The sequence below is a fragment of the Brevibacillus sp. NPDC003359 genome, from assembly GCF_042878995.1.
In the GTDB taxonomy this organism is placed as follows: Bacteria; Bacillota; Bacilli; order Brevibacillales; family Brevibacillaceae; genus Brevibacillus.
Genome location: NZ_JBIAOR010000001.1, coordinates 71,093 through 85,438 on the forward strand (window position 1 = coordinate 71,093; position 14,346 = coordinate 85,438).

Annotated in this window: 11 protein-coding genes, 1 riboswitch and 1 other annotated feature (1 of these 13 running past the window's edge); of the genes, 4 read left to right on the top strand and 7 right to left on the bottom strand. The window is 48.7% G+C overall.

Features of this window, described 5'->3' with window-relative positions:
- Positions 1-102 (bottom strand) — a binding site (T-box leader) (it extends 163 nt beyond the left edge of the window).
- Positions 103-145: 43 nt separating this feature from the next.
- The gene (locus ACFYU8_RS00175; RefSeq protein ID WP_390297053.1) at positions 146-640 is read right to left on the bottom strand and encodes a hypothetical protein; all 495 of its coding nucleotides are present in this window, start codon (positions 638-640) and stop codon (positions 146-148) included.
- 186 nt (positions 641-826) lie between these two features.
- On the opposite strand from ACFYU8_RS00175, the gene ACFYU8_RS00180 reads away from it, so the two are divergent.
- Complete coding sequence (locus tag ACFYU8_RS00180) at positions 827-1,399, top strand: sigma-70 family RNA polymerase sigma factor (protein ID WP_390297050.1); 573 nt, start codon at positions 827-829, stop codon at positions 1,397-1,399.
- Positions 1,390-3,618: a YcdB/YcdC domain-containing protein gene (locus tag ACFYU8_RS00185; RefSeq protein ID WP_390297047.1), complete on the top strand. Its 2,229-nt coding sequence runs from the start codon at positions 1,390-1,392 to the stop codon at positions 3,616-3,618. Before ACFYU8_RS00180 ends, ACFYU8_RS00185 begins: the two co-directional genes overlap by 10 nt.
- Positions 3,619-3,685: 67 nt before the next feature.
- Here the strand turns inward: ACFYU8_RS00185 and ACFYU8_RS00190 are convergent, their stop codons facing one another.
- Positions 3,686-3,793, bottom strand: a complete 108-nt coding sequence (locus tag ACFYU8_RS00190; RefSeq protein ID WP_390297044.1) for a YjcZ family sporulation protein — start codon at positions 3,791-3,793, stop codon at positions 3,686-3,688.
- 213 nt (positions 3,794-4,006) lie between these two features.
- Positions 4,007-4,108, top strand: a riboswitch (SAM riboswitch).
- A gap of 116 nt (positions 4,109-4,224) precedes the next feature.
- Here ACFYU8_RS00190 and metH point away from each other — a divergent pair.
- Positions 4,225-7,671 carry a methionine synthase gene (gene metH / locus ACFYU8_RS00195; protein ID WP_390297041.1) on the top strand — a complete coding sequence of 1,149 codons (3,447 nt, stop codon included), beginning with the start codon at positions 4,225-4,227 and terminating at the stop codon, positions 7,669-7,671.
- A 34-nt stretch (positions 7,672-7,705) separates the two neighbouring features.
- Positions 7,706-9,571 carry a bifunctional homocysteine S-methyltransferase/methylenetetrahydrofolate reductase gene (locus ACFYU8_RS00200; protein ID WP_390297038.1) on the top strand — a complete coding sequence of 622 codons (1,866 nt, stop codon included), beginning with the start codon at positions 7,706-7,708 and terminating at the stop codon, positions 9,569-9,571.
- A gap of 64 nt (positions 9,572-9,635) precedes the next feature.
- Here ACFYU8_RS00200 and ACFYU8_RS00205 read toward each other — a convergent pair whose 3' ends face one another.
- From ACFYU8_RS00205 to ACFYU8_RS00225, 5 genes are all read right to left on the bottom strand, one after another.
- Positions 9,636-10,622 (bottom strand): phosphotransferase, encoded by a 987-nt coding sequence (locus tag ACFYU8_RS00205; RefSeq protein ID WP_390297035.1) that lies wholly within the window; start codon positions 10,620-10,622, stop codon positions 9,636-9,638.
- A 74-nt stretch (positions 10,623-10,696) separates the two neighbouring features.
- A complete protein-coding gene (locus ACFYU8_RS00210) occupies positions 10,697-11,275 on the bottom strand; it encodes a mismatch-specific DNA-glycosylase (RefSeq protein ID WP_390297032.1) in 579 nt (192 codons plus the stop codon).
- Between the two features lie 114 nt (positions 11,276-11,389).
- On the bottom strand, positions 11,390-11,539 hold the full coding sequence (locus tag ACFYU8_RS00215) for a hypothetical protein (RefSeq protein WP_390297029.1): 150 nt from the start codon (positions 11,537-11,539) through the stop codon (positions 11,390-11,392).
- 262 nt (positions 11,540-11,801) lie between these two features.
- On the bottom strand, positions 11,802-12,521 hold the full coding sequence (locus tag ACFYU8_RS00220) for a 3-ketoacyl-ACP reductase (protein ID WP_106652816.1): 720 nt from the start codon (positions 12,519-12,521) through the stop codon (positions 11,802-11,804).
- 175 nt (positions 12,522-12,696) lie between these two features.
- Positions 12,697-14,217: a carboxypeptidase M32 gene (locus tag ACFYU8_RS00225; protein WP_390297025.1), complete on the bottom strand. Its 1,521-nt coding sequence runs from the start codon at positions 14,215-14,217 to the stop codon at positions 12,697-12,699.
- Between the last annotated feature and the right edge of the window lie 129 nt (positions 14,218-14,346).

Genomic DNA, 14,346 nt, shown 5'->3' on the forward strand with positions numbered 1-14,346 from the left:
CTCCGAGGGGCGCTTCCTCACATGGTTTGGCATCGGGCTCACACCGTCCCCGACTCGCTTTCGTCCTCGCACAAGGAGTACTTTCCTCATCAACGATTCGTTTGTGTCTCTAGAATTATAGCTGTTTTGTCCGGCAGGATGCAACTTACTGTTCCGGTTTTTTCAAAATCTTATCTAATTCCGCGAAATACTGCTTGGTCAGTTCTTCTCTTTCTACCGAGCTGAGGTTATCCGCGTTCATCATTTGCTCTTTGTACTGTTCCAGCTTTTCGAGCATGGCCAGCTCGGCAACAGCGGCCTCATCCAGATCGAAATTTTCCGATGGATCGAACGGAATCAATCGATTGTCGTTACCACTACGCAAGTAGGAGGAGCGCCAGTTCTCCGGAAACTGATAAGGCTGTTCGCCAAACATAATCCCTAAAATATCGTCGGATTCAATCGGCAGGAAATGATCGTAATCGTCTTTTCTGCCTCCCTCGGACAAGTTAATGTGGGACAAAAAATAGTGGAGATAATGTTCCCCGGTTTCGGTATTCTTAACGATGGAATAAGTTTCAAATTCGGATGTGGATAGTTCTTTTATGATCTCCAAACAGGACAGAAATTTGTCTTTTTCACGTGCTTGCAAGGCATCCATGATAGTATCGTTCCTTTCGCTCTACAATAAGCCTCATGATAGCAAAAGCAGTGTGCTCTGACAATGAAAGTGGGGCAAACGAGTGCAGCAGGGGGACGATGAATAAAAGATTTGGATAATCTTGTCACAAAAGCGAGCCAGCTGGATCAAATACATATCAACACGGAACAAGGAGGTGAACAGCGCGTGAATGCAAGTGTCAAAAGTAGTGATGCGGACTGGACACTTCAATTGACCAACGAGGAGAAGCTGACGAGACTCATGAGCGAGTACGGAGACAACATCGTGCAGCTCGCTTACTTGATCGTCAAGGATAGGGGAATCGCGGAAGACATTACTCAGGAAGTGTTCTTAAAAGCGTATCGGGGTCTGGATCAGTTCCGCCATCAGAGTAGCGTGAAAACGTGGCTTTACCGAATCGCGATCAACGAGTCCCGCAAATATTTGCGTTCATGGTCCTTTTGCCAAATTTTTTCTACATACCTCTCCAAAGAGGAAGCACCCCCGGAAAAAGTAGACACGGCAAATGTTGAATCGGCAGTCATCGGACGAATGAGCAAGGTACAAGTAGCGGAGCAGGTGATGAAGCTCTCGCCGCTGTACCGAAAAGTCATGGTACTCCATTATTATGAAGATTTGTCGATAAAAGAGATTGCGCAAGTGTTGGATATTTCAGAAGATGCCGTACGAACCCAATTGTCCCGGGCCCGAAAACATTTTAAGGCATTGTGTGAAAAGGAGGGATTGGAATGGATGTAGATAAGCAAATGCGAGAAGCGGTACGGAATGGGAGTCAAGAATCTATAGAAGAAGTGAGGTTTACAAAAGAGATGGAATTACGGATCAGGGGTGCGATTGCACAGAATAAACACAAGAACCGAAACAGAATATTCATGGCAGGATCTCTAGCAGCTTGCTTGGCGGTAACAGCTGTGGGCATGCACCAACAAGGCTGGTTTCCACAGATGCCGAGCGGAAAAAATTTAGCGAATGCGGTCGCGACGACTGCAACGAATAAAAAGAATACAGAGGCAAAGCAGAACAGCGTAAAGGTGTCGCCGGAAGAGGCTATTTTGCCGTTGAAAAAGGCGATCCCAGCCATAAGCAAGACAACAATAAGAGTGGATAGCACGAGCCATGGGATCAGTGATATAACCTTAATGGAAGGAAACAATGTACGTGCCAGTGTCGCTTATGATATCCAGACTGGAAAAATTGAGAGCTTTATGATCAATGGAGAAAGGCCAGATTACCCAGAGAATTGGGACGAGACGTCCGTAAAAATGCCAGCAGCCAAAACTGCCGAGAGTGTAGCGAACGCATTTCTACAAAGTTTCTTGGGGGAAGAGAGCAAGTCCTATCAGCATCTGGGCACTGAGACCTATGTGAATGAGTTTAGGGAAGAAAGCATATGGCTGAGCGTGAGCTATCAACGAATGGAAAATGGCAAGCCTGTTCCTTACGACATCCTATCTGTACGAATCAATTCGAAAGAGCAAGTCTCGTTTTTCGGGCGATTGAACAAGAGCGAACAAGCTTTTTTCACCAAGCTGACAGATGCCATGCCCGATTTGAATCCTTCGCTTCTTCTTTTTGATAAAGAGAAGAGCCGCGATGGCATGTCAATAGCGGTCGGAAACGTGAATAAGGAGGGACATCAGGCTTCCCTTCAGATAGTTGGCAATGGCCAAGCCTTGGAATCCTATTCAATCGAGGAGAAGGATGAAAAGGAAGAGCCGAGCTGGAAGCAAGCAAAAGGAGCAAAAGCTGTGGAGCAAGAGCGACAGTTCCTGAACAAGCTGCTCGGGGCTGATAGCGAGAACTATCGTTTAGAGGATGAGAGCAAGCCAGGTGTGTACCAGCGTTATCATAACGGACTGCCAGTGCTATCGGATCAGATACGCATGACAACAGATGAATCTGATCTCCTTCGCTTTTTCAGGAAGGAGCCCGATACATTCGACCCTTCGCAGTACCCAGATGTGTCAACAGCGGTTTCTGAAGAAGTCGCCATCCAAGAGCTGAGTGAGCATATGAAGCTTCGATACGTGCAGAATCCGAGAATACGGCCAGAATCAAAACAAGGAGAGAAGTGGCAGCCCATTCTGGAGTACACGCCAGCTGTTTCCTTCATGCAAAGAGGACGTGAAGATGGTACGGAGTGGCATATCGACGCGACCAGTGGCAAGATTGTGTATGGAACGGGAGATAACGGGCTTGCCTATGATCAGCTGAATACGAAGAAAGCACATCCGATCGAATCTCCGAAAGAATACGTCAAGGTTCGCTCCAAGGATGAGGCAAAAGCACTGCTGCAAGCGGAGTTCGGCGTACAGGTAGAAGGCTTGACCTACAGAGAGAGTGTACGTGAGCGCGATGGACGCAAGGAATACGTCTGGTATGATAAAAATGACAAGTATATCGACGTAGAAGTTATAGCAGAAACAGGCAGTGTCGTCGGGCTGGGAACACCGCGTTCCGATACAGCAGTGACAGTCAAACGCCAGCAAGCGGAAGAGGCTGCATTCGCCTTTCTGCATAAATACGTCGATCCAGGTGTAAAAGAAGTGCAATTGGCACAAGTTATACAGCCAGGCGAAGCGAATCCTGTGTCAACGGGCGAATGGGAATTCAGATTTTTCATGAGCAAGGATGGCATTCCTGTACAGGATCGCGAGCAAAAAGCGGCTTATTCGGTAACGGTCGATCCGTCTACGGGCAAAGTGACAAAGTTTGATAACTACAGAGAGACGCACGAGTTGGTGGAGCTTCCAGCATCCGACAAGATCATCTCGAAAGACAAGGCTGTTGAGGAGTATTTACGCGTCATGCCTTTGAAGCTGGTCTATTTGATGAAAGATGTGGATGGGCAAAAATTACCTCAACCAAAGCTGGCGTATGTGCCGTGGAGTGAGGAAAAGCTTGCGAACAAATTTATGGCCCTTGATGCAGTGACAGGCAAAATCATCGCCGATTAACAAGAAAAAAAGGCTATCCCGCAGCCATTTCTGATGGCATTTGGGATAGCCTTTTTTAAACACTTATCTAACATTCGTCACACGAACACCCGATAATTACCAACAGGATAAACAGCACGAGCACGATTGCGAAGCATTCACCGAAGAATCCGCTTCCGCAGAATGATGTACTCATCTTTGTTTCCCCTCCTTTCCGTTATACTCCAGTCTATACACGAATGCCGTTATTGGACTGGGCGGATGCCCAGCTTAGGCAAAAATGGGCGCGAAAGAGAAGAGGCTCAGTAAAAAATAGACAATTCACAATTGACGGGGAGACAAAGGGGGTGTTAAGATACTTGCAAACATTCAAGACATTTCGCAAAACAACTAAATGACAAGTGTACGACTCTTATCCAGAGAGGCAGAGGGACTGGCCTGATGAAGCCTCGGCAACCGGTAAAAATCCGGTGCCAATTCCAGCAAAGCTACGTGCTTTGAAAGATAAGGGGAGGTCTCAGGCGTTTTCGTCTCTGCTGACAAATCCTCTTCTTTCAAAGAAGAGGATTTTTTTATTTACCCAACTATAAAGAATAAGCCGATGCAAGGGAGAAAAGGGGCACGTCAATGAAACCAACTTTTCGCGAACAGCTTTCCCGGAAAATTCTGATTCTGGATGGTGCAATGGGCACCATGCTTCAACAGGCGAATCTGACTGCTGATGATTTCGGTGGTGAGGCCTATGATGGCTGCAATGAACTACTGAACTTGACCAGACCAGATGTGATCCGTTCGATTCACGAGAAATATTTGGAGGCGGGCGCAGACATTGTCGAGACCAATACGTTTGGTGCTGCTTCCATCGTTTTGGCCGAGTACGATGTGGCCGAGAAAGATCTTGAGATTAATATAGCGGCAGCCCGCTTGGCCAGAGAAGCGGTGGATGCCTATTCCACAGAGGAGTGGCCGCGTTTTGTAGCAGGGGCAATGGGACCTACGACTAAAACCCTTGCGTTGACAGGTGGCGTCACTTTCGAAGAACTGGTCGAGGCGTATTATCGTCAGGCAAAAGGTCTGATTCTCGGCGGCTCCGATGTTCTTCTTTTGGAAACCTCGCAAGATACGTTGAACGTCAAGGCTGGCGGAATCGGGATTCGCAAAGCTTTTGCAGAGCTTGGACAGGAGCTCCCAGTGATGTTGTCAGGTACGATTGAGCCGATGGGCACGACGCTGGCGGGCCAAAACATTGAGGCGTTTTACATCTCCTTGGAGCATATAAAGCCAGTCTCCATTGGTCTGAACTGTGCGACAGGTCCAGAGTTCATGCGTGATCACCTACGGACGTTGTCAGGAATTGCCCAATGTGCAGTCAGCTGTTATCCGAACGCAGGCTTGCCCGACGAGAACGGCCATTACCATGAAACGCCACAAGGACTGGCCTCGAAAATACGGGCCTTCGCTGAACAGGGCTGGATCAACGTCGCTGGCGGTTGCTGTGGAACAACACCTGACCATATTCAAGCGATGGCAGAAGCGTTGAAAGACTGCAAGCCGCGCGGTGAAGATGTAGAACCGCTGAGTGCGGTCTCCGGGATTGAAGTCGTTTACGTCGAAGATGACAATCGTCCTCTGCTAGTAGGCGAGCGGACCAATGTCATCGGCTCCAAAAAGTTCCGTGATCTGATTGCAGCTGGTCACTATGAAGAAGCATCTGATATTGCCCGGGCCCAAGTGAAGCGCGGCGCACATGTCATCGATATATGCTTGGCTGACCCTGATCGTGATGAATACGAAGATATGGAAAAATTCCTACAGTTCATCGTGAAAAAAGTAAAAGCACCCCTCATGATCGACTCGACAGATGCCAAAGTCATGGAGCTGGGACTTCGCTATTCGCAAGGGAAGGCCATTCTCAACTCGATCAACCTGGAAGACGGGTTGGAGCGTTTTGAGGAGGTTGTGCCGCTTATTCACAAATTCGGTGCCGCCGTTGTCGTCGGAACGATCGAGGAAGCGGGGATGGCTGTCACTCGCGAGAAGAAGCTAGAGGTCGCCCAGCGCTCGTACGACATTCTCGTCAACCAATACGGCGTGAAGCCACAGGATATTATTTTCGACCCACTCGTCTTTCCAGTAGGGACTGGGGATGAACAATACATCGGCTCTGCAAAAGAGACCGTAGAAGGAATTCGCTTGATTAAACAAGCCTTGCCAGCGTGTAAGACGATTTTAGGTGTGAGCAATGTGTCCTTCGGTTTGCCTGCTGCGGGTAGGGAAGTGCTGAATGCGGTCTTCTTGTACCACACGACTCTCGCAGGGCTTGATTACGCCATCGTCAACACGGAAAAGCTGGAGCGCTACGCTTCGATTCCAGAAGACGAGAGAAAGCTGGCAGAAGCCCTTCTATTCGAAACAACGGATGAGACATTGGCAGCCTTCACCGAATTTTATCGCCAAAAGAAAAAGGAAGTCAGTGTGGAAGTCTCCTCGCTAACTCTCGAAGAGCGCTTGTCCCGTTATGTAGTCGAAGGCTCCAAGGATGGTCTGGTGGAAGACCTGAAGCTGGCTTTGGATAAATACACACCACTCGAGATCATCAACGGTCCGTTGATGGCTGGGATGGAAGAGGTAGGTCGCCTGTTCAACGGCAACCAGCTGATCGTGGCAGAAGTATTGCAGAGCGCGGAAGTCATGAAGGCATCCGTATCGTTTCTGGAGCCATTCATGGAAAAAAACGATGCTGCCGCGAAAGGCAAAATCTTGCTAGCGACCGTCAAAGGCGATGTGCACGACATCGGAAAAAACCTCGTGGAAATTATTTTGTCAAACAACGGCTACAATGTCGTTAACCTGGGGATCAAGGTACCACCAGAGCAACTGATTGCCGCATGCAGAGAAGAAAAGCCGGATGCCATCGGTCTGTCTGGACTATTGGTAAAATCCGCGCAGCAAATGGTTATTACTGCACAAGACCTGCGTGTTGCAGGCATCGATGTTCCGATGATGGTTGGCGGTGCAGCGTTGACGCGCAAGTTCACATCGAACCGGATCGCACCGGAATACCGCGGAATTGTTTTATACGCAAAAGATGCCATGGATGGTTTAGATCTCGTGAATCGTCTGCAAAACCCGGCAGAACGTGATCGCTTGGTAGAGGAACAGCAGCATCTGCAAGAAGCAGTCGCAACGGCTCAGCCTGTTGTCGAGGAGAAAAAAGCACCTGTGCCAGCTCGCTCAGCCATCAGCAGAACCGTTCCGATCCATCTGCCGCCAGATTGTGATCGCCATGTCCTGCGACAATACCCGATCAGCCACCTGCAGCCGTATTTGAACCTGCGGATGCTCCTCGGAAAGCACCTCGGTGTTCGCGGAAATGTAGATAGATTGATAGAGGCAGGCGACGAGAAGGTACTGGAACTGTACGGCATTGTGGAAGAGCTAATAAATGAAGCGAAGGAAAAAGGAACCATTACGACACACGGTGTGTATCAGTTCTTCCCGGCCCAGTCAGAGGGCAACGATATTTTGGTCTATGATCCAAAAGATCACAGCAAGCTGATCGAGCGCTTTTCGTTCCCGCGTCAGCTGGAAGAACCTCATCTCTGCCTGTCCGACTTCCTGCGACCAGTGGAGAGCAAGGAAATGGATTATGTCGGATTCCTAACCGTAACGGCTGGGGGAGGGATTCGCGAAAAATCTACGGAGCTAAAAGAGCGTGGTGACTACTTGCGCTCTCATGTCCTCCAAGCCTTGGCATTGGAGTTGGCTGAGGCATTTGCTGAGCGAATTCACCACGTCATGCGCGACGTGTGGGGCATACCGGACCCGGTTGAGATGACGATGCTCGAGCGCTTCGGTGCCAGATATCAGGGCATTCGTGTATCTTTCGGTTACCCTGCTTGCCCGAACCTGGAGGATCAGGCGCAGTTGTTCCGTCTGTTGCGTCCAGAGGATATCGGTGTTCAGTTGACAGAGGGCTTCATGATGGAGCCAGAAGCTTCCGTATCGGCGATGGTATTTGCTCACCCCGAAGCGAGGTATTTCAATGCAGGTCCATCTATTTTCGAAGTCTAGATGATAAATGAAATATAGGAGAGAAGGGATTGAGTTGACGACGAGCAAGAAAGATTTACGAGCCTATTTGAAAGATCACCTGCTAGTCGGAGATGGAGCGATGGCGACCCAGCTGCACGGGCTGGGCGTCCCGGTTGGCGTCAGCTTTGAGGAACTGTGTTTGTCCAACCCGCGTTTGGTGCATGACGTACATACGTCTTACTATCAGGCCGGTGCACGTTTCTTAGAGACAAATACGTATTCTGCCAACCGAGATGCGTTGAGTCGTTACGGTTTGGAGCATAAGGTAGCGCGGATTAACCGACTCGCAGTCGCCATTGCACGGGAAGCTGCACAGGATGACGCGTATGTAGCTGGGAGCATCGGATCGATATTGGCTGGACGGGTGAAGAAAAAGGTTTTGGATGAATACCGTGACCAGTATGAGGAACAGGCTATTGCGCTGCTGCATGCGGGGGTAGATGGACTGATTCTGGAGACGTTCCTGGACTTGGAAGAGCTGCTCCTGGCGATTGAAGTAATCCGTCCGCTCACAGATGTACCTGTAATCGCGCAGTTAGCCACATTGGAAGTAGGGCGCACACGTGATGGCTACGCGTTGACAGACGCTTTCTCCGAGCTGAAAGCCGCAGGCGTTGACGTGATCGGATTAAACTGCCGCCTTGGTCCGGCTGAATTACTTCGCTCGTTTGAAAATACAGTGATTCCAGAAGATGCACTGTTATCCGTATTCCCGAATGCGGGGCGTCTGGGAATGACGGACGGAGAATACGCTTTTAAATCATCACCTGAATATTTTGGACAGAGTGCGCTTCGCTTGCGTGAGCAGGGGGTACGGTTAATTGGCGGATGCTGCGGAACCACACCCGCACACGTGAAGGCGATTGCGGATGCACTTGAGTCACTTGAGCCGCAAGCGCGTGTGAACCCGACCATCGTAGCTGGAGATCGTCCTTCGATATCTGTGCAGAACACGAGGGAGAGGGAGAAACCGAGCATTGTCGAGCGCGTAAAAACAGCAACGACGATCATTGTCGAGTTTGATCCGCCGCGTGATCTGGATGCAGACCAGTTTCTCCACGGTTGCTGCGAGCTGCACAAAGCAGGAGCAGACGCCATTACGTTGGCGGATAACTCGCTAGCGACAGTGCGGATGAGCAACATGGCTCTCGGGGCACTCATGAAGGGCAGGCACGGAATTGATCCGCTCTTGCACATTGCTTGCCGGGACCGCAATCTGATTGGGCAGCAATCGCATTTAATGGGGCTGCATGCTTTGGGGATCGACCAAATATTGGTGATTACTGGCGATCCTTCGCGCTTTGGCGACTTGCCAGGTTCCAGCTCGGTATTTGATGTGACCTCGTTTGATCTGATTCGCATGGTGAAGCAGTTGAACGAAGGTGTTTCGTTCTCAGGACGTCCGTTAAAGCAAAAAGCCCAGTTCATCGTGGGCGCCGCCTTTAATCCGAATGTCCGAAATATGGATGCTGCCGTTGCTCGCTTGGAAAAGAAAGTCGAGGCAGGCGCGGATTACATTATGACACAGCCTGTGTACGATACAGAGTCCATTCGGAATGTGTACGAGGCGACGAAACATATTGGCATTCCAGTCTTTATCGGGATCATGCCGCTGACCAGCTCACGCAATGCGGAGTTCCTGCATAATGAAGTGCCGGGAATCAAGCTGTCGGCAGAAGCGCTGGAACGCATGAAAAAAGTACAGGGAGAGGCCGCTCGCCAGGAAGGAATCGCAATCGCAAAGGAATTGGTCGATACGGCCGTTCGTTACTTCAATGGCATCTATCTGATTACACCTTTCAATTATTACGAGATGGCGGCAGACCTCATTCAATATACGCGCCAGCAAAGCTCATTGGTGAAGCAGGCCCAGCCTTAACGGTATTCGTGAGTCAAATATGGAAGGCCCATGTTGTATAGACAGGCTATAGCCTTGTTGTCTATTATACAAGGGCCTTCATTTCGTCTAACATAAAGGCGGTCTTGAGAGCTTCCCTATTGCAAAACTGTTGAATCTCAGCAAGGTTCATCTTAGCATACAGCTTCTTGCGTAAAAAACGCTCAATGATATGCGGGAAAGCGAGATCGACAAAGAGCAAATGCAGCTGCTCAATCGATAGAGGATTTTCTTGGAGATAGCCACTCAATATGTGAGAGAACAAGTCCGCGTTCCACAGGTCTTTTTTTCGCATAGCAAGGGATAGAACACGGGCAATGTCTTTGGATGGAAAATCGTAACGTACGTCCTCCCAGTCAATGATTGCAATTCTTTGATTACTGACGAGCAAATTCCCGTTGTTAAAATCTCCGTGACAGAGAAAGTGGTTGGTCAGTGGTTCCTTTTTCCATTTCGAGTAGTATGGAGAGGCTAGCAAATGTTCCTTGGCTGTCATCCCTGCTTGTTTAAAAAAAGGAATGTATTCCCTGATAGCAGCGTATTTATGATTTTTCTTCCCGGCATGTCGGAACGCCCACTTATCAAGGGCAGCTAAATCTGTCTTGTACTCCTCGGACCATTTTACTGCGCCATTGTAAAGACTGCCATGTTTGGAGGAAAAACCGAGCGAGCTCGCATGAAATTTGCCTAATACGCTGCCGACCCGTTCCATTCGAATAGGGGAGTTATACGCAATATTTGGCCAGGATAGTCTTTGGTGGAGAACGAAAAGCTTTTCTTTATGGGGTATGTAACGCTTATTATTTTTGGTACGTTGAACGTCGGGGATGAGTACACCGTTTTTGCGCAAATGAGCTTCTGCATTCAGCATGAAATGTAAACGTTCCTTTTGCTGAGGGAAAGCTTTTCCGATGAATTTGCCATTGGTTGTTTCCAAGTAAATGACGAGTGATTTGGATGTATCCCGTATGATTTTGTGATGCAGAACAGTCGTGTCGTATTTGTTCTGGATTTTTTTGATGAGGTCGTCCACTGCTCATGCCCCCTCCTTGCGTACAGAGCTACAAGTATTGTACGGAAGAAGAGGAGTGGTTGACACTGAAGGATCTACATAACAGGCGAGGGAAGAGGGTGCCAATTCATCTCGCGTAAAAAATGACTGAGCTCAGTAAACTTGGCGATTCGTTCCTCGCGTGTAAAAGATGCGTTAGCCCCACTGGTAGATGGGACGACAAACACATAACTGCCAGACCAATCTTCTGTCCCAAAGTACCTGATTGGCTGCAGCCCAAGTGAAACGGCTTCTTTTTTTTGTCCGGTCGCGTGACGAAAAGCAGTAATTCCGTTAAAACAAATAACACGAGGCCGGTAGGTCTGGATCATTTGAACGAACAGCTGTGCCCCTTCGGCATAATCCTCGTTACGCAGGTCTGTTGCGGAGCGGGTAGGGCGTGAGACCAGATCGGTAATGCCATAGTTGTAGTCCAAGAGGGTAGCGGTTTCCTCGGGCAAGAGCTTGTGAGGTGTCAGGCCTCCTTCGTACAATCCGCGCCAAAACAAGTTGGCTGGATTGGCGTAGTGGAAACCCGTCGAAGCCGATATACGTCCTGGATTGATACCGCAAAATAAGACCGCCAAATTGCGGCGAATGTATGTGGGCAGCCATTTTTCTGTGAACTCGACCAAAGCGAACCCCTCCTGTTTACCACATTGTAGCACATCAGTGAGCGCTTTCAGAAAGGATCAAAAAAAGCTGCCAGATTCGGCAGCTTCAGGTTATATTGGATCAAGTAATGGATCTTATAACTGGGGATGCGGATACGGCAGCACTTGCTGTGGCTCATTGAAGACGAATTGCTCCATTTCATTCCGGACGTATCTTTTCGTCTCAAATGGAACGACTTCTTGTTCTTCGTTACCCCACAACCAATTCGACAGCATTTGTATCATAAGGATACCCTCCACTTTGTGGAAATGTTTTACATGTTCATCATACTCCTGTTGAGGGCATTTTTGGTTGGGTAGGTGTGAATAAGGCGTGAAGAAATCGTGGATAGAACGTGAACAAAAAGGAAGCGATTTCACACGGCTCCGAGAAAACTCTCCGTTCTTCTCCGTTCTCTATTTGCCAGCAAATCCTTTCCTAAAGAAAAAAGCGAAAAGAAATCCGCCTGTACGAACGGACTCTTTTCGCTTTTTTGCCATGTCATTTCTATGGATTAGTGGACCACAGTCCAGCGGATTTCACAAAGATGCGTTTGTTCAGCTTCAACTGGCTGACCACGAACTCAGCAATATCCTCAGGCTGCATTGTCTTTTCAGGATTTCCATCGGTCAGTCCCAAGTCAATTGCCATATCGGTTGCTACTGTGCTAGGGGTAAGCGCCGTTACGCGAATGTTGTGTTTGCGCACTTCGAGAGCCAACGATTCTGTCAGACCGAGAACACCAAACTTGGATGCACTATACGCACTGGTGACAGGAGCCCCTTTTTGTCCAGCAGTAGAGGAGATGTTGATAATGTCGCCAGAGTTTTGGTCAATCATGCCAGGGAGTACTGCGCGAGTCACGTAGTACACACCCATCAAATTGACTTGGATGATTTGTTCCCACTCGCTCGTTTCCAGCTCCAGGAATTTACCAAATTTAGCGACGCCTGCATTGTTGAGCAGGATATCAATTTGACCCAGTTCATTTTTGATAGAGGTAACGGCTGTCGTGACATCATCGTAGCTGGAAACGTCTGCTGTCGCAATCGCTACCTTCACGCCATATGCTTCTACTTCCTTGGCTACTTGCTTCAAATTTTCCTCAGAGCGAGCCAAGAGGCCGAGATTCACGCCTTCTTTTGCCAAAGCAATTGCCGTAGCACGACCAATGCCTTTGCCTGCACCTGTTATAATTGCTGTTTTACCTTTTAGATCGATAGCCAATCGAAAACACTCCTTTTTCAAGACAATAGGAATCTCATGTATATTGTGTAGTGTACTAGCATTTATCCGCGGGGGGAAGAATGCACTTTTATGTACGTAGGTTACAAAAAGTAACTGAAAGAAAAATGTCCTCCCAATAAGAAGGGAGAACATTTGCTAGCAAGGGTAGAACTGCTTACAGCTTGTATACGTCTGTGTATTTTTTCTCGAGGTAATTCATCAAGTAAGTCGCATTTGTGCCTTCGCCTGTAATCGCTTGAACGAGTTCACGAGGACTTTTCATTTTACCGTATTGATGAATTTTATCCTTGAGCCACTCACGGATCGGTGCGAAATCGCCTTTGGCGATCAACTCCTCGTAGCCGTTGATCTCACTCTCCATAACGTGGACGAATTGTGCCGCATACACATTACCCAGCGAGTAAGTAGGGAAGTAGCCGATCATTCCGCCTGACCAGTGTACATCCTGAAGGACACCAAGTGCATCTGTCGGTGGTTCGACACCCAGATATTCCTTCATTTTTTCGTTCCAGATTTTTGGCAGATCAGCTACTTGAATGGTTTGGTTGATCAAGCCTTTCTCGATTTCGTAGCGGATCATGACATGCAGGTTGTACGTCAACTCATCTGCTTCTGTCCGGATAAAGGAAGGAGTAACAGCGTTGACCGCGCGATGCAGATCTTCTACAGACACGCCTTCGAATTGGGTAGGGAACGCTTTTTGCAAGTCAGCGAAAAAGTGATTCCAGAATGGCAGACTGCGTCCGACCATGTTTTCCCAGTAGCGGGATTGGGATTCGTGAATCCCCATGGAGGTACCATCGCACAGAGGCGTGAACAGCAGGTCTGGATTGATGTTCTGCTCGTACATCGCGTGGCCAGCCTCGTGAATACAACTAAAGAGCGCGGAATTGAAATCATTTTCGTCATAGCGCGTCGTGATGCGGACATCACCCGGATTGAAGGTCGTGCAGAACGGATGCGCACTGCGATCCATGCGACCAGCCTTGAAGTCGTACCCGATTTTTTCCAGGATAAAGCGACTGAAAGCTTCTTGGTCAGCCACTGGGAAGTTTTTCGTCAAGAACGATGTGTCCGGCTTGTTCGGGGAGTCGGCGATCGCTTGTACCAGCTTGACGGTTTTCTCGCGCAGAGTAGCGAAAATCGGATCGAGCTGATCGACAGTCATGCCAGGCTCATACATGTCCAAGAGGGTGTTGTACTTGTTTTTGCCGTCATGACCCCAAAACTCGATGAACTCGAGCTGGAAGTTCACGATTTTCTCCAGGTACGGCTGGAACAGGGAAAAGTCGTTGTTGGCACGGGCTTCTTCCCACACTGTTTCTGCTTTGGCGGTCAGCACGACGAACTCCTGATGCCTGTCAGCAGGAATTTTCTTGTTGCGGTCAAATTCTTTTTTGCATTCAAGCACACTGTGACGCGTAATTTCATCCAATGTTTCGAGAACAGAGGGCTCACTCAGCTCCGTCAAAAGCGCTTCCATTTCTTTAGACGTCGCCAGCTTGAATTGCTCTCCTGCCAATGTCCCGATGATTTCGGAACGGGCATCCATTCCATTGCGAGGTGCTTGTGTAGCCTTGTCCCAATAAAGAACGCTCAGTGCTTGCGTGTAGCTGGTTATTTTCTTCACATAGTCACGGAATTCGGCCGCACGTGTTTCAACAGTCGTTGACATAGGGTTCCTCCTATAGATTTGTCATATCATGGTAATCAATATGTAAGTCATGCAGTCAAAAAATTTTTACTACTGAATATTATAGCTTTTTTTAGGAAACTTGGCTATGCAAAGCCTTTTGCGTGGCCT